General features: G+C 63.8%; 18 protein-coding genes. 9 read left to right on the top strand and 9 right to left on the bottom strand.

The window, feature by feature from the left end; all coding sequences use genetic code 11:
- Positions 1-2: 2 nt before the first annotated feature.
- On the top strand, positions 3-512 hold the full coding sequence (locus EOD29_RS01020) for a tyrosine phosphatase family protein (protein WP_127245729.1): 510 nt from the start codon (positions 3-5) through the stop codon (positions 510-512).
- A gap of 15 nt (positions 513-527) precedes the next feature.
- Here the strand turns inward: EOD29_RS01020 and EOD29_RS01015 are convergent, their stop codons facing one another.
- The gene (locus EOD29_RS01015; protein ID WP_095801965.1) at positions 528-1325 is read right to left on the bottom strand and encodes a creatininase family protein; all 798 of its coding nucleotides are present in this window, start codon (positions 1323-1325) and stop codon (positions 528-530) included.
- A 66-nt stretch (positions 1326-1391) separates the two neighbouring features.
- Positions 1392-1775 (bottom strand): RidA family protein, encoded by a 384-nt coding sequence (locus EOD29_RS01010; protein ID WP_067329236.1) that lies wholly within the window; start codon positions 1773-1775, stop codon positions 1392-1394.
- Positions 1776-2029: 254 nt separating this feature from the next.
- Here EOD29_RS01010 and EOD29_RS01005 point away from each other — a divergent pair, with 254 nt between their 5' ends.
- The 7 genes from EOD29_RS01005 to EOD29_RS00975 all read left to right on the top strand — a co-directional run bounded on the left by EOD29_RS01005 (position 2030) and on the right by EOD29_RS00975 (position 8713).
- Entirely contained in the window at positions 2030-3034 is a 1005-nt protein-coding gene (locus tag EOD29_RS01005) for an ABC transporter substrate-binding protein (protein ID WP_067329238.1), read from the top strand.
- A 15-nt stretch (positions 3035-3049) separates the two neighbouring features.
- The gene (locus tag EOD29_RS01000) at positions 3050-3868 is read left to right on the top strand and encodes an ABC transporter ATP-binding protein (RefSeq protein ID WP_095801964.1); all 819 of its coding nucleotides are present in this window, start codon (positions 3050-3052) and stop codon (positions 3866-3868) included.
- Positions 3855-4706 (top strand): ABC transporter permease, encoded by an 852-nt coding sequence (locus EOD29_RS00995; RefSeq protein ID WP_127245728.1) that lies wholly within the window; start codon positions 3855-3857, stop codon positions 4704-4706. Before EOD29_RS01000 ends, EOD29_RS00995 begins: the two co-directional genes overlap by 14 nt.
- A 12-nt stretch (positions 4707-4718) precedes the next feature.
- Positions 4719-6017, top strand: coding sequence for a cytosine deaminase (locus tag EOD29_RS00990; RefSeq protein WP_127246124.1), 1299 nt, complete (start codon positions 4719-4721; stop codon positions 6015-6017).
- A 2-nt stretch (positions 6018-6019) separates the two neighbouring features.
- A complete protein-coding gene (locus tag EOD29_RS00985; RefSeq protein WP_127246123.1) occupies positions 6020-7417 on the top strand; it encodes an FAD-binding oxidoreductase in 1398 nt (465 codons plus the stop codon).
- 127 nt (positions 7418-7544) lie between these two features.
- Positions 7545-8126 (top strand): NAD(P)H-dependent oxidoreductase, encoded by a 582-nt coding sequence (locus EOD29_RS00980; protein ID WP_067329247.1) that lies wholly within the window; start codon positions 7545-7547, stop codon positions 8124-8126.
- Positions 8126-8713, top strand: coding sequence for an NAD(P)H-dependent oxidoreductase (locus EOD29_RS00975; protein ID WP_067329249.1), 588 nt, complete (start codon positions 8126-8128; stop codon positions 8711-8713). The genes EOD29_RS00980 and EOD29_RS00975 overlap by 1 nt, the downstream gene beginning before the upstream one ends.
- A 139-nt stretch (positions 8714-8852) precedes the next feature.
- On the opposite strand, the gene EOD29_RS00970 is transcribed toward EOD29_RS00975, so the two are convergent.
- The 5 genes from EOD29_RS00970 to EOD29_RS00950 all read right to left on the bottom strand — a co-directional run bounded on the left by EOD29_RS00970 (position 8853) and on the right by EOD29_RS00950 (position 16521).
- Complete coding sequence (locus tag EOD29_RS00970) at positions 8853-11300, bottom strand: FAD-dependent oxidoreductase (RefSeq protein WP_127245727.1); 2448 nt, start codon at positions 11298-11300, stop codon at positions 8853-8855.
- Positions 11297-12478 carry a pyridoxal phosphate-dependent aminotransferase gene (locus tag EOD29_RS00965; protein WP_127245726.1) on the bottom strand — a complete coding sequence of 394 codons (1182 nt, stop codon included), beginning with the start codon at positions 12476-12478 and terminating at the stop codon, positions 11297-11299. Before EOD29_RS00965 ends, EOD29_RS00970 begins: the two co-directional genes overlap by 4 nt.
- The gene (locus EOD29_RS00960; RefSeq protein WP_127245725.1) at positions 12478-13377 is read right to left on the bottom strand and encodes a homocysteine S-methyltransferase family protein; all 900 of its coding nucleotides are present in this window, start codon (positions 13375-13377) and stop codon (positions 12478-12480) included. The genes EOD29_RS00965 and EOD29_RS00960 overlap by 1 nt, the downstream gene beginning before the upstream one ends.
- A complete protein-coding gene (locus EOD29_RS00955; protein WP_127245724.1) occupies positions 13374-15827 on the bottom strand; it encodes an FAD-dependent oxidoreductase in 2454 nt (817 codons plus the stop codon). Before EOD29_RS00955 ends, EOD29_RS00960 begins: the two co-directional genes overlap by 4 nt.
- Positions 15828-15933: 106 nt before the next feature.
- Positions 15934-16521, bottom strand: a complete 588-nt coding sequence (locus EOD29_RS00950) for an XRE family transcriptional regulator (RefSeq protein ID WP_206520444.1) — start codon at positions 16519-16521, stop codon at positions 15934-15936.
- Between the two features lie 235 nt (positions 16522-16756).
- Between EOD29_RS00950 and EOD29_RS00945 the strand changes: the two genes are divergently transcribed.
- Entirely contained in the window at positions 16757-17461 is a 705-nt protein-coding gene (locus EOD29_RS00945; RefSeq protein WP_127245723.1) for a nitroreductase, read from the top strand.
- Positions 17462-17490: 29 nt separating this feature from the next.
- On the opposite strand, the gene EOD29_RS00940 is transcribed toward EOD29_RS00945, so the two are convergent.
- Together EOD29_RS00940 and EOD29_RS00935 are read right to left on the bottom strand one after the other, a co-directional pair.
- Positions 17491-18933, bottom strand: a complete 1443-nt coding sequence (locus tag EOD29_RS00940; protein ID WP_127245722.1) for an MFS transporter — start codon at positions 18931-18933, stop codon at positions 17491-17493.
- 197 nt (positions 18934-19130) lie between these two features.
- On the bottom strand, positions 19131-19718 hold the full coding sequence (locus tag EOD29_RS00935) for a sarcosine oxidase subunit gamma (RefSeq protein ID WP_127246121.1): 588 nt from the start codon (positions 19716-19718) through the stop codon (positions 19131-19133).
- Between the last annotated feature and the right edge of the window lie 17 nt (positions 19719-19735).

The following is a 19735-nucleotide window of genomic DNA, read 5'->3' as shown; positions in this document are numbered from 1 at the left end:
CGATGATCCATGTCTGTTCGCTGTCGAAGGTGGAGGAGACCGTTGCGAGAACCGGCGCGGAGCGCTTGCTGTCGCTGCTCGCCGACGGCACCGGGATGATCCGTCCGGCCTCGATACTGGCCGAAAACCATCTGCATCTCGTCATGCACGACATCGTCGCCGCGCAGGAAGGCATGACCATGCCGGGCGAGGAGCATGTGCGCGCGCTGCTCGACTTCGCCTATCGCTGGGACAGGGCCAAACCGATGGTCGTGCACTGCTATGCCGGTATCAGCCGCTCGACGGCATCGGCCTATGTTATCGCGGCGGCACTGGCGCCCAAACGCGACGAGGCGGAGCTGGCGAAGACGCTGCGCTTTCTCTCGCCGTCAGCGACGCCCAATCCAAGGCTGATTGCCGTTGCGGATATGTTGCTTGGGCGAGAAGGCCGGATGATCGCGGCGGTCGAAGCAATCGGGCGCGGTGCAGATGCATTTGAAGGGATTCCGTTCGAACTCAGCATTAGAGATTGAGCTCGCACTGTTCCGCTACGCCAGCCAGTCGGCAAGCCTCGCCTTACGCACATCCCTGGCCAGGCTGATGAAGCCATCGGCCTGATGCTCGGCCGTGAGCCGGCCTTTTTCGGCGGTGGCGATGCTGGCGTCGCCGACCACGCCGTTCGGATTGAGGTCGCTGGCGATCCAGGCGAAGGCGTGCGTTCCGGTGTGCCGCAGCAGGGCGAATTCCTTTTCGGCGCGACCGACATTGGAGACGAAATTGTCGGCCTTGCCCATATCGACGAGATCTGGCCGGAAATGCAGCATCAGCGAGGTCTCGACATCGCCGCCATGGATGCCGTGACGGTCCTCGAGCTCGGTATACATGCCGGAGGGACGGCCGAAGCGCTGCCAGCTCGTCTTCACCGCCAGCATCTTTGCGCGCACGCGCAATTCGCGCGTGACAATGCCCATGATCTCCTCGTTGCCGCCATGCGAGTTGACGACGATCAACTTTCTGACCCCGGCGCGGGCGACCGAGAGGCCAAGCTCCGTCCAGGCGTCGACCAGGGTGGTGGCCGGCAAGGTGAGCGTTCCCGGCGCATGCAGATGCTCGTTCGACTTGCCCACCGCCTGCACCGGCAGGAGGCGGATGTCGATGTCCTCGGGCAGGCGCGCAATCACCGTCTCCAGCATGCCCATCATGATCGAGGTGTCGGTCGAGACGGGAAGGTGAGGGCCATGCTGCTCGACCGCGGCCACCGGCAGAACGGCAATCGTCGCTTCCGCGTCGATCGAGGCGTATTCGGTCGTCCGATAGTCGCCCCACCACACACGTCTTGTCGTCACTGTCGTCTCCCGATGGTCTGCTGTTCGGCCCGAAGGTCTAAAGCGCCTGGGCATTCCGGGCAACAGCTAGCCTGCTGCCAGAACCTCCACCTCAACCTTGAATTCCGGGCGGGCAAAACCTGAAACGATCATCAGCGTCGAAGCGGGCGCCGGATCGGAAAACAGGCGATTGCGAACGTCCATATAGGCCTGCAGATGCGCGCGATCGGTGACGAAGGCGTTGATGCGCACGACATCGTTCAGCGTCAGCCCGGCTTCGCTTAAGATTGCGGCAATATTCTTGAAGCAAAGCTCGGTCTGCGCGCCGGCATCCTCCGGGACGGCGTCATCCGGCGCGATGCCCAACTGACCCGAACATAGCACAAGGCGCTTTCCCGCTGGAATTTCAACGCCATGGCTATAACGGGCAAAGGGCGGCTTGATCGACTTGGGGGCGAGATAATTGAGCATGGCATTCTCCTGTCGGCAGGCAGACTAAGGCCGGATTCATGAAAGCTTCAAGATGCGGTGCATGCCGCCCGGGCGATTATGGACAGGCGTCCAAAAAATGGGCACGATGCCATTTGTACAGCATGACCCGTCCGGTCTCGGCAATGACTGCCGCGCAAGCAGGCGGCCCAAGGCGGTGGCATGTGTCTTGCTTCTTGAACCAATGGAGTGGAGCCCAGCGCGCAGCGCGCCGGAGCCAAGAGAGGGTGATGTTTATGTACGGAAAAGAAAAAATCCTGGCGGGTGCGATCGCGCTGCTTGCTGCCAGCACGCTGGGCGCTGCGGCCAACGAGAAGGTCACCTTTGGCACCAACTGGCTGGCCGAGCCGGAACATGGCGGCTACTACCAGGCGATCGCCGACGGAACCTACGCCGCCTGCGGCCTCGACGTCACCATCATGCAGGGCGGCCCGCAGGTCAGCGGCCGGCCGATGCTGCTGGCCGGCAAGATCGATTTCTACATGGGCGGCAACCTGCTCTCGGCCTTCGACGCCGTGCAGCAGGGGATTCCGATGCGCGTCGTCGCCGCCGACTTCCAGAAGGACCCGCAGGTCATCATGTCCCATCCGGGCGAAGGGCTGGACAAGTGGGAGGACCTGAAGAACGCCGACCAGTATATCCTCGGCGACGAGGGCGCACAGACCTTCTTCCAGTGGATGGTGACCGATCTCGGCTTCGATGCCGCCAAGCGCGTGCCATACACCTTCAATCCGGCGCCCTTCATCGCCAACAAGAAGTCGATCCAGCAGGGCTATGTCACGTCGGAGCCCTACGCGGTGCAGAAACAGGGCGGCTTCGTGCCGAACCAGTTCCTGCTCGCCGACAATGGCTGGGATACTTATGCCACGACCATCGAAGTGATGCAGGACACCATCGACAAGCGGCCGGAGGTGGTGCAGTGCTTCGTCGATGGCTCGGCCAAGGGCTGGTACAACTACCTCTACGGCGACAACAAGGCCGCCAACGAGATGATCAAGAAGGACAATCCGGACATGACGGATGAGCAGATCGCCTTCTCGATCGAACAGCTGAAGAAGTTCGGCATTGTCGATTCCGGCGATACGGAAAAGCTCGGTATCGGCGGCATGACCGAAGCGCGCATCCAGAGCTTCTACGACAAGATGGTCAAGGCCAAGGTCGCGCAGCCGGGCATCGACATCAAGAAGGCCTATACGCTCGCCTTCATCAACAAGGGGGTCGGGCGGGAGCTGAAGAAGTAAGGCGGCCTGCCTGAGATGATCCAGGAGAAAGTGGCGCAGGCAACGGCATCGGGTGAGAGCCCGATGCTGCTTTCCTTACGCAATGTCGGCAAGGTCTTTTCCAACGGCGTCACGGCGCTGAGCAAGGTCGACCTGGCGATCCGCGAAGGCGATTTCCTAAGCCTGCTCGGGCCCTCGGGCTGCGGCAAGTCGACGGCGCTCAGGTTGATCGCCGGCCTGTCGACGCCGACCTCCGGTCAGCTCGACTGGCGCGGCTCGATCGACCGCTCGAATATCGGCTTCGTCTTCCAGGAGCCGACGCTGCTGCCATGGGCCAGCGTCTTCGACAATGTCTGGCTGCCGCTCAGGCTGAAAGGCGTATCGCGCGCGGAGGCCAAGCCCGCGGTGATGGAAATGCTGTCGCGCGTGCACCTCACCGGTTTCGAGAATGCCGTGCCGCGCGAGCTTTCCGGCGGCATGAAGATGCGTGTCTCGATCGCACGGGCTATGGTGACCAAGCCGCGCATTCTTCTGATGGACGAGCCCTTCGCGGCGCTCGACGAGATTACCCGCTTCAAGCTCAACAACGATCTTCTCGAGCTTTGGCAGGACGAGCGGTTTACCGTCGTCTTCGTCACCCATAGCGTCTTCGAAAGCGTGTTCCTGTCCAGTCGTGTCGTCGTCATGGCGGCACGACCGGGCCGCGTTCACGGCGAGCTTGCAATCGAAGCGCCTTATCCGCGCGACGAGGCATTCCGGACTTCGCCCGACTATGCGGCGCTCTGCCGGCAGGCCTCGGACGTGCTGGTCAATGCCATCAACTCAACCGCCGGACCTCATCATGACGGCCATTGAAGACAATGCCCTGAAGCTCGACGCGGAAGAGGCGCGCCGCGTCCGCCAGGAGCGGCTGGAGCGGATCGGCAAATGGGTTCTGCCTCTGGCGATCATGGTGCTTGCGATCTGGCTGTGGGATCGCATCTGCGTCTGGAACGAGATCCCGCAATACATCCTGCCGCGCCCGGGCGTGGTGCTGCAGACGCTGCATGACGATGCCGGGCTGTTGTTCTCTTCGCTGCTGGTGACGCTCAGGATCACCTTCCTCAGCCTGCTGCTTGCCGTCATCGGCGGCGTCGGGCTGGCGGTGCTGTTCGCGCAGTCTAAATGGGTCGAAATGTCGTTCTTCCCCTTCGCCATCGTGCTGCAGGTGACGCCGATCGTGGCGATCTTCCCGCTGATCAACATCTATATTAACAATCAGACGACCAAGCTCCTGCTCTGTGCCTGGATCGTCGCCTTCTTCCCGATCCTCTCCAACACCACGCTCGGGCTGAACTCAGTCGACCGCAACCTGCGCGATTTGTTCAAGCTCAACGGCGCGACCCGCTGGCAGCAATTGCGCTATCTGCGCCTGCCGGCGGCGATGCCCTATTTCCTCGGTGGGCTCAAGATCGCCGGCGGCCTGTCGCTGATCGGCGCCGTGGTGGCCGAGTTCGTCGCCGGCGCGCAGGGGCAATCGTCCGGGCTTGCCTCGCGCATCATCGAGGCGGGCTACCGGCTCAATGCTCCCAGGCTGTTCGCGGCGCTGATCCTGATCTCGCTCACCGGCATCCTGATCTTCCTCGTGCTGTCGCTGGTGTCGCATCTCATCCTGCGCCGCTGGCACGAGAGCGCGCTGAAGCAGGAGCGCTAGGGTGCCTGAATGTTGATCCCAGCCTCTGGTCGTTACCAGCTCGCCAACGTCCGCGTTCATCAATCGCTGACGCCGGGCCTTGCCGCAAGCTTCGATGCCGATGGTTTTGCGCTTGCCGACATTGCCGTCGCCGACGGCAAGATTGCTAGCATCATTGCGCACGGCAAAGCCGAGCAGCCATTCGACGCAATCGACCTTGGCGGCCGCATCGTGCTGCCCTGCTTCGTCGACTGCCATACGCATATCGACAAGGGCCATATCTGGCCGCGCAAGCCAAATCCCGACGGCACATTCATGGGCGCGCTCAACGCAACTGCCGCCGACCGCACCGCTCGCTGGAGCGCGGAGGACGTGGCGAGGCGCATGGATTTCTCGCTGCGCTCAGCTTACGCGCACGGTACCAGGGCCTTGCGCACGCATCTCGACAGCGTGGCGCCGCAGGAGGAAATTTCCTGGCCGGTGTTCGAGACGATGCGGGAAAAATGGCGAGGCCGGATCGAGCTGCAGGCCGCCTGTCTGCTTGGCATCGAAGGCGTGCGCGACAAGGCCTGGTTCGAGCGTTTGGCAAAACGCGTCGCCGCGGCCAAGGGCGTGCTCGGCGTTGTCACTTACATGGTGCCCGACCTCGAGGAACTGCTCGACAAGGTGTTCGCTGAAGCCATAAAGCATGGGCTCGACCTCGATTTCCATGCCGACGAGACCGACGATGTCGCGGCCGTCTCGCTGAAGAAGATCGCCGAGGCTTCGCTGTGGAACGGTTTTGAGGGCAATATCCTGATCGGGCATTGCTGCTCGCTGGCGCGCCAGCCCGACCTCGAAGTTCTCGACACGCTGGACAAGGTGGCGAAGGCCGGATTGGCCGTAGTGTCGCTGCCGATGTGCAACCTCTATCTGCAGGACCGTCGCAACAACCACACCACGCCGCGCTGGCGCGGCGTGACGCTGCTGCACGAGATGAAGGCACGCGGCATCAAGGTGGCTGTCGCTTCCGACAACACGCGCGACCCGTTCTACGCCTATGGCGACCTCGATATGCTGGAGGTCTACCGCATGGCGACACGCATCCTGCACCTCGACCACCCTGTCGGTGACTGGCCGAAAGCGATAGCGGTGACGCCGGCCGAGGTGATGCGGCTGGAAGGCGTCGGCACTCTCGCCGCCGGCGGCACCGCCGACTTCGTCGTCTTCAAGGGACGCAACTGGACCGAATTGCTGTCGCGGCCCGAATCGGATCGCATCGTGGTGCGCGAGGGCAGGGCGATCGAGCGCCGGCTGCCCGACTATGCTGAACTCGACGAATTGATGGTGTGATGATGGATATCGCAGCGCTGAAGCGCGATCTCGAAGGCCTCAAGATCGACGACCATCCGGCCATCGTCCAGCAGAAGAGCCGCGACTTCTACTGGTACAGCCCCGTCCTAAAACAACAGCTCGATCATGTCACCGGTGACCTGATCGTGGCGCCGAAGAACGAGGACGAGGTGATCCGCATTTTGGCCGCCTGCCACCGGCACGGCGTTCCAGTCACACCACGCGGCAGCGGCACCGGCAATTACGGACAGGCGATGCCGCTGTCGGGCGGCGTGGTGCTCAACCTCGCCGAGATGAACGAAGTCAAGGCGATCGCGCCGGGCCGCGTGGTGACCGGGCCCGGAGCGGTTCTGGCGGACATCGATCGCGCCACGCGGGCACATTCCGCGCAGGAACTGCGCATGTCGCCCTCCACCTACAACACCGCCTCCATCGGCGGCTTCGTCGCCGGCGGCTCGGGCGGTATCGGCTCGATCCGCTGGGGCGGATTGCGCGATCTCGGCAATGTGATCCGGCTGCGGACCGTGACGATGGAGGCGGAGCCGCGCGTCATGGACCTCTCGGGCGAGGACGTGCTCAAGGTCATGCATGCCTATGGCACCAACGGCATCATCACCGAGGTTGAGATGCCGCTGACGGCGTCCTACGATTGGCTCGATGTCATCGTCGGCTTCGACGATTTCATGGGTGCCGCGGGCTTCGGCAACGACCTCGCCGAGCAGGACGGCATATTGGCGAAGCTGATCACGCCGATCGCGGCACCCATTCCTTACGATTATTTCAAGCGACACCAGAAGTTCTTCCGGCGCGAGCAGAGCATCGTGGTGTGCATGATCGCGCCGCACGCGATGGATGGGTTCCTCGCGTTCGTCCGGGCCAGCAAAGGCGAAATCGTCTTCCGGGCCGACCAGGAGACCGACCTCAAGGGATTGCCGCCGGCCTACGAGCTGACGTGGAACCACACGACGCTGCGCGCCATCAGGGTCGATCCGACGATCACCTATCTGCAGGCGCGCTATCCGTCGCCGGACCATCTCGCGCACGTCAAGGCGATGGTCGACCGCTTCGGCGACGAGGTGCCGGCGCATCTCGAATTCATCCGCTTCGACGGCGCGATCGGCGCCGCCGGGCTGCCGCTGGTCCGTTTCACCACGGAAGAAAGGCTCGACGAGATCATCCGTATCCACGAGGACAATGGCTGCTGGATCTTCAACCCCCATCGCTACACGCTGGAAGAGGGCGGCATGAAGCAGACTGACGAGGTTCAGCTTGCCTTCAAGCGCGAGACCGACCCGCAAGGATTGCTCAACCCCGGCAAGATGATTGCCTGGGAGAATCCGGGCTATGACTATCGCTCCGGCAAGCCGTTCCTGTTCAAGGGGCTGCAAAAGGCGAGGTGATCGCGATGAGCGCCCGGCGCTGCACCCTCCTCTGGCCTGTCGCCTTTGGCGACATCTCCCGCACAAGGGAGGAGATGTGGCATGGGACAACAGGGGTTTGTCGAGCTGACCTGCGGGATCCACTCCCGTGAACATCCTCGTGCTCTACGCACATCCGGTGGAGACCAGCTTCAACGCCGGACTGCATCGGACGATCGTCGAGCGGCTCGGCGCGGCGGGCCACACGATCGACGACTGCGACCTCTATGCCGAGGATTTCGATCCGCGGATGACGCGCGCAGAGCGGCTCGGCTACCACGATCAGCGCGGGCCGAACGAGGCGGTCGCCGGTTACATCGCAAGGCTTCAGAAGGCGGAAGCGTTGGTGCTGTCGTTTCCGGTCTGGAATTACGGCTATCCAGCTATCCTGAAGGGCTTCTTCGACCGCGTCTTCCTGCCCGGCGTATCGTTCAAGCTGGTCGACGGCAAGGTTCGGCCGACGCTGCACAACATCCGCAAGCTCGCGGCCATCACCACCTACGGCGGCAGTCGTTTTCGCGCCATGCTGATGGGCGATCCGCCGCGCAAAATGGTGAAGCGCACGCTGCGGGCCACCATCAAGCCAGGCGCCTCCGTCTCTTACCTCGCACACTATTCGATGAACCTTTCGACGGATCAGACGCGCAAGGCCTTCATGGCGAAGGTAGCCGCCAGCATGGATCAATTCTGATGCGCGTGCTGGTGGTCTATTGCCATCCGGTGCCGGAGAGCTATTGCGCCGCGATCCGCGACATGGCGATAGAGGTGCTGACGCGACGAGGCTGGGACGTGCGGCTGCTCGATCTCTATGCCGAGAAGTTCAATCCGGTGATGAGCTGCGAAGAGCGGCGCTCCTACAACGAGCGCGCGCCTGAGGATCCCGAGCTCAGGCCGCATTTCGAGCATCTGCAATGGGCCGAGGCGATCCTCTTCATCTACCCCACCTGGTGGTACGGATTGCCGGCGATGCTGAAGGGCTGGTTCGATCGCGTGTGGGCGACCGACATCGCCTTCAAGCTGCCGCGCGGCAGAGGCCGGATCCAATCGCTGATGACCCATGTGACCAAGGTCGGCGTCATCACCACCTGTGGCGCGCCGACGTGGTGGAGCGTCGTTGTCGGCCAGCCCGGCCGCAAGACGATCCTGCGCGGCATGCGCGCCATCTGCGCCCCCCGCTGCAAGACATTCTTCCTGGCGCACTACCTGATGGATTCCTCAACGCCGAAGAGCCGGACGGCGTTTCTGGCGAAGGTAAGGGCGAGGCTGGAAAGCTTTTGAGGATAGCTCTCTTCTCCCTGTTAAATGAGGAGAAGACGGCGGCAGCAGATGAGGGGCGGCGTCGCAAAGGTGTGGCGCTGCCCCTCATCCGCCCTTCGGGCACCTTCTCCCCGTTGAACGGGGAGAAGGGAACACTGCGCTACATCCGCACCCGTTCAGCCTTCGGGTCGTACATTGGCCTCAACGATGCTTCCGCGGCGAAACGCTCGCCTGCGATCTCGACCTCGTAGGATGAGCCCAGCACATCAGCCTCGCTCTCGCCCTCGCAGGGCACATAGCCGAGCCCGATCGCGCCGCCGAGATGGTGGCCGTAATTGCCCGAGGTGATCGGACCGACGATCATGCCGTCGCGCAGGATTGCTTCGTTGTGGAATAACAGGGGCTGCGGGTCCTTGAGGCGGAACTGCACCAGCCTGCGGCTCAACCCGGCTTCCTTCTTCCTGAGCACCGCGTCACGACCGATGAAGTCGCTCTTGGCCGTCTTCACCGCGAAGCCAAGGCCTGCCTCCAGCACATGGTCCTCGTCGGTGATGTCGTGGCCGAAATGGCGGAAGGCCTTTTCGATGCGGCAGGAATCCAGAGTATGCAGGCCGCAGAGCTTCAGCCCGACATCGGCGCCGGCTTCAATGATCGCCTCGAAGACATGGGCGGCCTGATCGGTCGAGACATAGAGTTCCCAGCCGAGCTCGCCGACATAGGTAACGCGATGGGCACGGGCCAACCCCATGCCGATCTCGATCTCCTGGAAGGTGCCGAACGGATTGGCCTGGTTGGAAAAATCGTTGGGGCTCACCTTCTGGATCAGCTTTCGCGAATCGGGGCCCATCAGGCAGATGACGGCTTCGGCAGCGGTTACGTCGGTAATGACGACGAATTCGTCGGCGACGTGCCGCCTCAGCCAGGCGAGGTCACGCTGCAAGGTGGCGCCCGGCACGACGAGGAAATAGGCGGTCTCGGACAGCCGCGTCACGGTGAGGTCGCTCTCGATGCCGCCTTTGGCGTTGAGCATCTGCGTGTAGACGATCTTGCCCGGTTCCACGTCCATGTCGTTGGCGCAGAGCCGCTGCAGGAAGGCACAAGCGTCGCGGCCTTCAACGCGGATCTTGCCGAACGAGGTCATGTCGAACAGGCCGACGCCGTTGCGCACGGCGAGGTGTTCCTCGCGCTGGTTGTCGAACCAGTTCTGCCGCTTCCAGGAATAGCGGTATTCGCGCTCCTGTCCTTCGCGGGCAAACCAGTTGGCGCGCTCCCAGCCGGCCACCTCGCCGAAGACGGCGCCACGAGCCTTCAGATGCTCGTGCAGAGGCGAGCGGCGCACGCCGCGCGAGGTAGCGATCTGGCGATAGGGGAAATGATCGGCGTAGAGCAGGCCGAGCGTTTCGGAGACGCGTTCCTTGAGGTAGCGACGGTTCTTCTGGAAGGGCTGGGCGCGGCGGATGTCGACCTCCCAGAGGTCGAAAGGCGCCTCGCCGTCATTGATCCACTGCGCCAGGGCCATGCCGGCGCCGCCGGAGGAAACGATGCCGATCGAATTGTAGCCGGTCGCCATCCAGTAGCCGGAGAGTTCCGGCGCCTCGCCGAGATAGTAGCGGTCGTCGGGAGTAAAACTCTCGGGGCCGTTGAAGAAGGTGTGGATGCCGGCCGTGCCCAGCATCGGCATACGGTTGACGCCCATTTCGAGGATCGGCTCGAAATGGTCCATGTCCTCGGGCAACTGGTCGAAGCAGAAATCCTCGCGGATGCCGTCCATGCCCCAGGGTTTCGCCACCGGCTCGAAGGCGCCGAGCATCATCTTGCCGGCGTCTTCCTTGTAGTAGGCGCACTCGTCCGGCACGCGCAGCACCGGCAGGCGGGTGAGGCCGGGGATGGGCTCGGTGACGAGGTAGAAATGCTCGCAGGCGTGCAGCGGGATGGTGACGCCGTTCTGCCGGCCGAGCTCGCGCGCCCACATACCGGCGCAGTTGACGACGATGTCGGTCTCGATCGTGCCCTGGTCCTCGCCCTGAGCCCAGGAGACACCGGAGACGCGGCCGTTCCTGGTGTGGACCTTGATGACCTTCACGTTTTCGATAACCGTCGCTCCGCGTTGCCGCGCGCCCTTGGCCAGCGCCATGGCGATATTGGCGGGGTCGCACTGGCCGTCGAGAGGCAAATGCACCGCGCCGACCACATCGGAGACGTTGAGATGCGGGTACATCTCCTTGACTTCGGTTGGCGAAATCTCGCGCACGTCGACATCGAAGGCGCGGGCTAGCGAGGCCTGCCTATAAATTTCATGCTTGCGTTCCTCGGTCAGCGCCACGGTGATCGAGCCGACCTGGCGCATGCCGGTGCCGACGTCGGTCTCCGCCTCGAGCTTGACGTAGAGGTCGGCCGAGTATTTCGCCAGCCGGGTCATGTTCTGCGAGCCGCGCAACTGGCCGATCAGGCCGGCGGCGTGCCAGGTCGTGCCGCAGGTGAGCTGCTTGCGCTCAAGCAGCACGATGTCGGTCCAGCCGAGCTTGGCCAGATGATAGGCGACCGAGCAGCCGGAGACGCCGCCGCCGATAATGACCGCGCGAGCTTTGGTTGGAATGGTTTTGGTCATGCGGCCTCGCGGCGGTAGTCGGAAGCGAAGCGGCGCACGCGAAGCGCTGCTTCCTGAAGGACAGGTTCAGGCTGGCAGAGGCTGATGCGGATGTGGCCGGCGGCGGCCTCGCCGAAGCTCGAGCCAGGCATGACGCCGATCTTCTCCTTGTCGAGCAGCGCCCAGGCGAATTTCTCGTCGTCGGGCTCGATGGCCGATATGTCGAGCATGACATACATGCCGCCTTCGGAGCCGCGCACGGTGACTTCATTTGCGCCGCGAATGGCGTCGAGGAACACGGCGCGGCGCCCGGCGTAACGCTCGGCTATTTCGTCCACGCCGTAGTGGTTTTCAAGCGCCTCGGCGCAAGCGATCGAGATGAAGGCCGGCAGGCCGTAGGTGGTCACCAGGTTGAGATCGGTCATCAGCGCGATCATCGCCTTCGGGCCGGTGAGCCAGCCCATGCGCCAGCCGGTCATGCCGTGGCTTTTCGACATGGAATTGATGACCAGCGTGCGCTCGGACATGCCGGGCAGCGAGCGCGGCGAGATGTGCTCGCCGCCGCCGAGCGTCCAGTAGACCTCGTCGGACAGCAACCAGAGATCGTGCTCCTTGCAGATTTCGGCCAATTGCTCGAGCCGTTCGCGCGAATAGACTGCGCCTGTCGGGTTGTTCGGGGTGTTGATCAGGATCGCGCGCGTGTTGGGCCTGAGCGCCGCGCGGATCCTGTCGGCGCGCGGCTGAAAGCCGTCCTCGGCGGGCGTCTCGACTACGGTAAAGCTGGCGCCGGCGGCGCTGAAGGTGTTGGGGTAGGTGGCATAATAAGGCGCGACGACGATGGCGTGATCGCCGGGGTCGAGCACGCCCTGCACGGCGGCATAGAGCGCGCCCTGACCGCCGGCCGTGGCGATGACCTCGTCGGGTTCCGTCAGGACCCCAGTGCAGGCGGAGGAGGCCGCTGCCATCGCCTTGCGCAGGCGCGGCAGCCCGGAAAGCGGCGTGTAGTGGTGGTTGCTGCCGCGGACGGCGTTGACGCAGGCCTCGATCGTTTGCGGCGGCGTGTCGAAATCATGGTCGCCGACCGAGAGCACGATGATGTCCTCGCCGGCTGCCCTGCGGGTCCAGGCGGCGAAGTGGACTTCCCAGCCATCCTTGCCCGATGGCACGATGCCGGTAATGCGCTTTGATGGTTTTGGCATCAGGCTACTCCCGAGATGTGATGGCCGGCCTCAATGAGCTGGTCGCGTAGCGCAGCGATGTGAGCCGGCCCGACTTCGCAACAGCCGCCTACAATGCTGGCGCCAGTCTCGACCCAGCCCATCGCCTGGTCGGCATAGGCGTGCGGATCGAGATCATGGCGCGCGTGCAGCACGTCGACCGTGCCGCCATGCTTGAGCGCCTCGACCGAGGTGAAGCCATTGGCATAGGCGCCAACCGGACCGCCGAGGGCCAGCAGTTCCGGCAATGCGGCGGCAATGGCTTCGGGCCGGCAGCAGTTGAGCAGCCGTGCCGCCACCGGCAGATCGCCGAGGGCGCTAGCCGCGGCGGCAATGCTCTCGCCGCTGCGCAGGCGGGGCGTGCCGTGGTCGGCGAGAGTCCATGATACCCAGACCGGCTTGCCGCTCTCGCATGCCGCGGTGACCGCCGCGCGGGCCTCGTCGGCGGAAGCCATGGTCTCGCACAGGAACAGATCGACGCCTTCTGCCTGCTCGGCGACGATGCGGCGGTAGATGCCGAGCGTCTCCTCGAAGGAGATGGTCAGCGCCGGCGCGTAGCTGCCGAAGAGAGGCGAGAGGCAGCCGGCGATGGCGGCTTCACCCGCTTCGTCGCACGCCTGCCGGGCGAGCTCGATGCCGCGCTTCTGCAGAGGCTTAAACAGCTCTTCCGCGCCCTCGCGCGCCAGGCGCTCGGGCGTGGCCGAATAGGTGTTGATGGTAATGACGCGGGCGCCGGCACGGATGAATTCCGCATGCAGGTCGCGCACCAGTTCCGGTTCGTCGATCAGCACTCTGGCCGACCACAAAGGCGTCGGTTCGGACTGACTGCGACGGACCAGCTCCTGGCCCATGCCGCCATCGGCAAGAATGACGGATGTCATGCTCTCAACCTTTCGTTCTTCGGATCCCACAACGGCTCGTCCTTCTGCACCACCGCCTTGAAACGGTCGCCGAAGATTTCGACCTCGACCGCCGTGCCGGGCTCGGTCAGGTCGGAACGCAGCATGCCGAGCGCGATCGACTTATCGACGCGATGGCCCCAGCCGCCCGACGTCGTCTCGCCGACAATCTTGCCGTCATGCCAGAGCGTCGACATATAGGGCGCGTCGCAATCGCTGGGGCTTTCTACGACCAGCGTGACGAAGCGCTTCTTCACGCCCTGCTGCCTTTCGTTGAGCAGCGCCGCCTTGCCGCGGAAGTCGGGCTTGTCCCATTTGACGAAGCGTTCGAGCCCGCCCTGCAGGATCGAATAGTCGGTCGAGAGGTCGCCTTTCCAGGCGCGGTAGCCTTTTTCCAGCCGAAGCGAATCCAGCGCGTACATGCCGAAGGGCTTTAGGCCATGCCTCTGGCCGGCGGCCCAGACCGCGTCGAAGACGGTAGCCGTGTCCGCGACCTTGGTGTGGATCTCCCAACCGAGCTCGCCGGCGAAGGAGACGCGCACCAGCTTCGCCCAGCGGCCGGCGATGGTCGTCTCCTGATGCGTCAGCCAAGGCAGGGAAAGATCGGCGTCGCAGACGTCAGCAAGAATAGCGCGCGAGTTCGGGCCGGCGAGAATCTGGGTTGAGTATTCCTCCGTGCGATCGGTCAGCCTGAAGGCCGCATCGGCCGGCATGCGCGACTTCAACCATTCGAAGTCGTGCCACTGCGCGACGGCCGCGGTGATTAGCGTCATCTGGTCCTCGCCATGGCGCACGACCGACATTTCGGTAACGATGCGGCCCTTATCGTCCGCGAAATAAACCAGGCCGATGCGGCCGGGCTTCGGCACGAGGCCGGTGACCTGCAGGGCCAGCCATTCGGCGGCGCCCGGACCTTCGAGGTTGAAACGCGAGAAGCCGGGCAGGTCGAGGATGCCGGCTGCGTCGCGCACAGCCAGGCATTCCTCGCGAACGCGCTGCTGCCATGGCCCGTCGCGGCGGAAAGTCAGCGTTGATTCTTCCGAAATGTCGTCGCCCGGTTGCGCGTACCAGGTGGCGCGCTCCCAGCCGTTATAAGCGTCGAACTGGCCACCCCGCGCTTTGACGCGCTCATGCAGCGGCGAGTGCTTGCGGTCGCGGCCGGCCGGCCAGGCGTGGCGCGGGAACTGGATGGCGTATTCGTTGCCGTAGATCTCCATGCCCTTGGCAACGCAATAGTCGGGTGCCGAAGCAAAGGCGGTGAAGCGGCGCGGATCGCAGGACCACATGTCCCATTCGGTCTGGCCCTCGGTCACCCATTCGGCCAGCACCTTGCCGGCGCCGCCACCTTGCGCAATGCCGAAGGTGAAGACGCAGGCCTCGAAAGCATTCGGCACGCCGGGCATCGGACCGATCAGCGGATTGCCATCCGGCGCGTAAGGTATCGGCCCGTTGATCACCTTGGAAAGGCCTGCGGTGCCGAGGATCGGCACACGGGCAACGGCGTCGGCAAGGTAATGCTCGAGACGGTCGAGATCGTCCGGGAAAAGCTGGAAGGAAAAATCCTCCGGCATCGGATCGTTGTGGCCGACCCAATGCGCGCGGCAATTGCGCTCATAGGGACCGAGATTCATGCCGGTCTTTTCCTGGCGCAGGTAGTAGGAGGTGTCGACGTCGCGCAGCAACGGCAGTTTCTTGCCCTGTTCCTTGGTCCATGCGGCCAGCTCGGGGATTTCCTCGAACAGGATATATTGATGGCTCATCACCATCATCGGCACTTCGCGGCCGAACATTTTTCCAACTTCGGCGGCGCGATAGCCGGCGGCATTGATCACGATCTCGCAGCGGATCTCGCCCTGCGGCGTCGCCACCACCCATTCGCCGTTTTCGCGGCGAACGCCGGTGACCGGGCAGAAGCGGATGATTTTCGCGCCCATGTCGCGCGCACCCTTGGCAAGCGCCTGCGTCAATTGCGCGGGATCGATGTCGCCGTCGCTCGGGTCGTAGAGCGCGCCTTTCAGCTCATGCGTCTCGATGAAGGGGTAACGGCGCTTGATCTCGTCGAGGCCGACGAGGTCGATGTCCATGCCTTGATAGCGGCCCATGCCTTTGGCGCGCTCGAACTCCTGCATGCGCTCCTTGGTGTGGGCGAGCCGCAACGAGCCGGTGACATGGTAGTTCATCGGATAGTCGACCGCGTCGGCGAGGCCCCGGTAGAGCTCGGTAGAATAGCGCTGCATGTTCATCAGCGACCAGGACGACGAGAAGGTCGGCACGTTGCCGGCCGCGTGCCAAGTCGAGCCGGAGGTCAGCTCGTTCTTTTCCAAGAGCACGCAGTCGGTCCAGCCCGCCTTGCAAAGGTGGTAAAGTGAGGAGGCGCCAACGACACCGCCTCCGATGATCACCACGCGTGCCGTGGTCGGCAAACCGGCCATGTTCTCCTCCAACGTCCAAAGCGCGTCAGGACGCGCTTTTGATTCTTTGTTTCATGCAGGCCTTGTCCCAAAAACCGCGGCACAGTTTTGGGCGGCATGCATTGGTTCAGTACACCGGTGGCGAAACCACCCAGATGACGACCGCCGGGTCGGCGCCAGGATTGCGCCATCGGAACGGCTTGCCTTCGAAGCGGAACGAGTCGCCTTCGCTGAGCCGATGCCAGACGCCGCCGATCTCGAGCTCGAAAGTGCCCGACGCGACGTAGCCCGCTTCCTCGGTCGGGCGGCGCGCTTCGGTCTTCAATTCCGCGCCCGGCGCGAAGACCGAGCGCAGCATCTCGAAGCTACCGCCAAGATCGGGCGACAGAAGCTCCTCCACGAGGCCCGATTCGCTTGTGCCAAGCGAGCGGCGGCTGCCGGCGCGCACAACCACGCCGCGCTCCTCTTCGGCAGGCACGTCATGGCTGAAGAACAGGCTGAGCGGCACGCCGAAGAGTTCGGCGAAGGCCCGCAGGTCACCAAGCGAAGGGACCGACAAGCCGCGCTCGACCTGGCTGACCCAGCCTACCGAGCGGTCGAGCTTCAGAGCAATCTCGGCAAGCGTCAACCCGCGGGCCTTGCGCAGCGCACGAATGTCGCCGGCCAGCAGCCGCTCGCCATTGTCCTGCTCCGATCTGATGGCGGTCGAGGTCACCCGCTCCTCGTGAAAAAATCTGCTCAAATTTCATGAGAAAGCAAGTGCATGAAAAAATCAAGTGAATTTTCATGCAACGCAAGATTTGCTTGCGCCATTTTGGTGGTTGATGCAAAGCCTCGCCATCGAATCGCGAGTGGGGCGTCCGGTCGAGGACCAGTTAGTTATTTGTGTCTGCCTATGGTCGTTGCGGGAATCGGGTTGCCGGGTCCAGCCATGCGTGAAGGGACGGCCCATGCTGGAGAAGAATGACCGGAGCACGCTCGACGCAGCGATCGTCGATGAGGCGATCATGTCGCGCCGGTCGGTGCGCGCGTTTTTGCCCGACATGGTCGACGACAGCACAATCCGCGCCATCCTGACGGTCGCGGCAAGGGCACCCTCGGGCACCAACATGCAGCCCTGGCGTGTCTATGTGACCAAGGGCGAGGTGAAGCGGCGCATCAGCGACGCCATCCTCAATTCGGGCATCCGCGCCGAAAAGGCCGAATGGGACGAGTACCGTTACTATCCCGACCAGTTCTTCGAGCCCTATCTCAGCCGGCGTCGCGCCAACGGTTTCGGTCTCTACGGCGCGATCGGCATCGGCCGGCGCGAAGTCGACAGGATGCGGGCGCAGCACGACCGCAACTTCGTCTTCTTCGACGCGCCGGTCGGCCTGATCTTCACGGTCGACCGGCGGCTGAACAAGGGCTCGTGGATCGACTACGGCATGTTTCTGCAGAACATCATGGTCGCGGCACGGGGCAGGGGCCTGCATACCTGTCCGCAGGCGGCTTTCGCGCCCTATCACCGGCAGATCCGCCCGGTGCTCGACATACCAGACGAGGAGATCGTGGTCTGCGGCATGGCGCTTGGTCATGAGGACACGTCCAAGCCCGAGAACGAATTCCGCACCGACCGCGCGCCGCTCGAAGACTGGGTGACGTTCGCGACATAGCTCTCCGGCGCGGATCGCAGCCCGATGTGCTAATCCGTGCCGATATGCCCGCCATGGCCGCTGACATGGGCACCGTCCTGCGGGGTGAGCCTGAAATAGGCGAGCAGCGCGCAAAGCGTGATCAAGCCTTCGACAACGAACAGGAGCCGGTAGTCGTTGACGCTCGCCTGGCCGCCGCCGGCGAGCAGCGAGAGCATGGCAGCGGCCAGACCGACGCTGATCGCCACCGCCAGCTGCCAAAGGATGTAGTACAGGGCGCTGAAGCGCGAGAGCTGCTCGGGCGCGATGTCCGAGTAGGCGAGGTTGCCGGTCGAGGCCCACTGCACCGAACGGAAAAGGCCGAAGGCGAAGATGTAGGCAAGCACGATCCAGGGAGGCGTGCTTTCCTGCATCAAGGCAAAACCTGCGACCAGCAGGGCGGCGATCGGCGTGTTGACGATCAGAACCCGCTTGAAGCCGAAGCGGTTCAAGATGCGCGGCATGAAGAAGCGCATAAGCAGCGAGCCGATCGCCGCGACGAAGGTCAGCGATCCGGCCTGCACCGCGCTCATACCGAAGCCGAGCTGGAACATCAGCGGCAGCAGGAAGACAACGGAGCTTAGCCCTATCGTGTCGAGCCCGCCGCCGGTCAGAAAGCTGATGCGGAAGGTGCGGATACGCAGCAGATTGAGGTCGAGCAAAGGGTTTCGGGCCCGCAGACAATAGAAGGCGGCGACGGTGAGGATGGCGATTGCCAGGCCAAGCTCGACGCCGATAATGCTGGCGGCGGCGTCCTTCGCGGCAAGCGAATCCATGCCGAAGACGAGCAGCGCCATGCCGCCGCCGACTAGCAGGAAGCCGGGAAAATCGAAAGACGTGCGGACCGGCTTGGTGGTCGTGGGGAACAGCGAGGCCGCGAGCAACGCGGCCGTCAGCGCGATCGGTATGTTGATGTAGAAGATCCAGCGCCACGAGACGTAAGTGGTCAGCGCGCCACCGACGAGGGGCCCGACCAGCGGGCCGGACTGGCCGGCGAGCGAAATATACATGTTGATCCTGAGCGTGCGGTCGCGCGGAAAGCTCGACAGGATCACGACCTGCCCGAGGGTGCCCATCAGCGCACCGCCGAAGCCCTGCAGCGCGCGAGAGCCGACCAGCATCCAGATGTTTTCCGACAGGCCGCAGAGGGCCGAGGCGCTGGCGAAGACCAGCAGCGCAAAGCAATAGACGTTGCGCAGGCCGAAGCGGTCGGCCAGCCAGCCGCCGAGCGGCATCGTGACGATGAGGCTCGCGACATAGACGGTGATCAAAAGCCCGAGCTGGCTCGGCGGGCGGCCCAGGCTTTCGCCGATGCCGGGCAGCGCGGTCACAATGACATTCTGGTCGAGGCTGGTCATGAACACGCCGAAGGCGACGGTCGCCGGCAACAGCAGCGACGGGTCACCCGCCGGAGCAAAGCGGGTCGTGGCTGTCGCCGTAGTCTCTGCGGTCATGGAAGGATGTTGTCGAACCGGTTGCCTGAGGGCTCCGAGAGCCGCGTTCCTTATCTATCGTCTTCGCTGGCCCAAGGCTCAAGCGGCAGTTGTGGCCGTCGATAGTGCCACGCGCCGGCTGAACCAATCCCCGAGTGCTGCCTGCTTAGAGGCAAATTCGGCACGGAAAACCGCCGCGCAGTTTCCTGGAATTGCGCTTAGTGCACCTCGTAGCCGACTTCCTCGCTCGCGTGGCACAAGGCCTTCCAAAAGGAGCGCGCGAAGGAGCGGAACACATAGACGTCGAATTGGTCGCCACCGGTGCGCTGGATCTGTGCAAAGACATCGTGGTGGTTGGTCGAGCGGCCGGCGCCGAGCGGGAAGGCCGGCAAGGCGAAGTCGATAGCGAAGAATTTCGCCATCACCCACTCCGCTTTCGGCCCGGCGATGCGAATCGCGGTGCGGCCATGCGAGAGATCGGTAATCGTGCCGATGGACGGCGTGATCAGGCCGGTGAACGCGGAAGCCAGGCCCTCGGCCTCGTCAACCACGGTGAATTTGCCCGGCGCGAATCCGAACGCGGCTTTCGCGCCGTTGACGACGCCGCCGCCGGCTCCATCCGGCAGGGCAAGGCCTGTCACCTTGTATATGCCGGACATCAGCCGCTTCTCCTCGCCCGGCCATGCTGCGAGCTGCAGGATCGAGCCCGGCCGCGTTTCGGACAGGATAACGTCAACGCCATGCTCGAAATTACCGTGCGAGCCTGGATGATAGACCGGTTCAAGCGGCGACAGGCGCTCAGGCAATTGCCGCTCGGGAAGTT

It is taken from the genome of Mesorhizobium sp. M1A.T.Ca.IN.004.03.1.1 (genome assembly GCF_003997555.1).
GTDB lineage: Bacteria > Pseudomonadota > Alphaproteobacteria > Rhizobiales > Rhizobiaceae > Mesorhizobium.
The sequence above is the reverse complement of the archived record's forward strand: the minus strand, read 5'-3'. Positions and strand labels throughout refer to the sequence as shown.

What these genes read in the sequence shown, in the direction of transcription:
- EOD29_RS01010 (WP_067329236.1), bottom strand. Translation starts at nt 1,775, where the DNA reads ATGCTCAATTATCTCGCCCCCAAGTCGATCAAGCCGCCCTTTGCCCGT.
- EOD29_RS00970 (WP_127245727.1), bottom strand. Translation starts at nt 11,300, where the DNA reads ATGACCAAAACCATTCCAACCAAAGCTCGCGCGGTCATTATCGGCGGC.
- EOD29_RS00940 (WP_127245722.1), bottom strand. Translation starts at nt 18,933, where the DNA reads ATGACCGCAGAGACTACGGCGACAGCCACGACCCGCTTTGCTCCGGCG.
- EOD29_RS01005 (WP_067329238.1), top strand. Translation starts at nt 2,030, where the DNA reads ATGTACGGAAAAGAAAAAATCCTGGCGGGTGCGATCGCGCTGCTTGCT.
- EOD29_RS00955 (WP_127245724.1), bottom strand. Translation starts at nt 15,827, where the DNA reads ATGGCCGGTTTGCCGACCACGGCACGCGTGGTGATCATCGGAGGCGGT.
- EOD29_RS00995 (WP_127245728.1), top strand. Translation starts at nt 3,855, where the DNA reads ATGACGGCCATTGAAGACAATGCCCTGAAGCTCGACGCGGAAGAGGCG.
- EOD29_RS00965 (WP_127245726.1), bottom strand. Translation starts at nt 12,478, where the DNA reads ATGCCAAAACCATCAAAGCGCATTACCGGCATCGTGCCATCGGGCAAG.
- EOD29_RS00945 (WP_127245723.1), top strand. Translation starts at nt 16,757, where the DNA reads ATGCTGGAGAAGAATGACCGGAGCACGCTCGACGCAGCGATCGTCGAT.
- EOD29_RS00960 (WP_127245725.1), bottom strand. Translation starts at nt 13,377, where the DNA reads ATGACATCCGTCATTCTTGCCGATGGCGGCATGGGCCAGGAGCTGGTC.
- EOD29_RS00975 (WP_067329249.1), top strand. Translation starts at nt 8,126, where the DNA reads ATGCGCGTGCTGGTGGTCTATTGCCATCCGGTGCCGGAGAGCTATTGC.
- EOD29_RS01020 (WP_127245729.1), top strand. Translation starts at nt 3, where the DNA reads ATGATCCATGTCTGTTCGCTGTCGAAGGTGGAGGAGACCGTTGCGAGA.
- EOD29_RS00985 (WP_127246123.1), top strand. Translation starts at nt 6,020, where the DNA reads ATGGATATCGCAGCGCTGAAGCGCGATCTCGAAGGCCTCAAGATCGAC.
- EOD29_RS01000 (WP_095801964.1), top strand. Translation starts at nt 3,050, where the DNA reads ATGATCCAGGAGAAAGTGGCGCAGGCAACGGCATCGGGTGAGAGCCCG.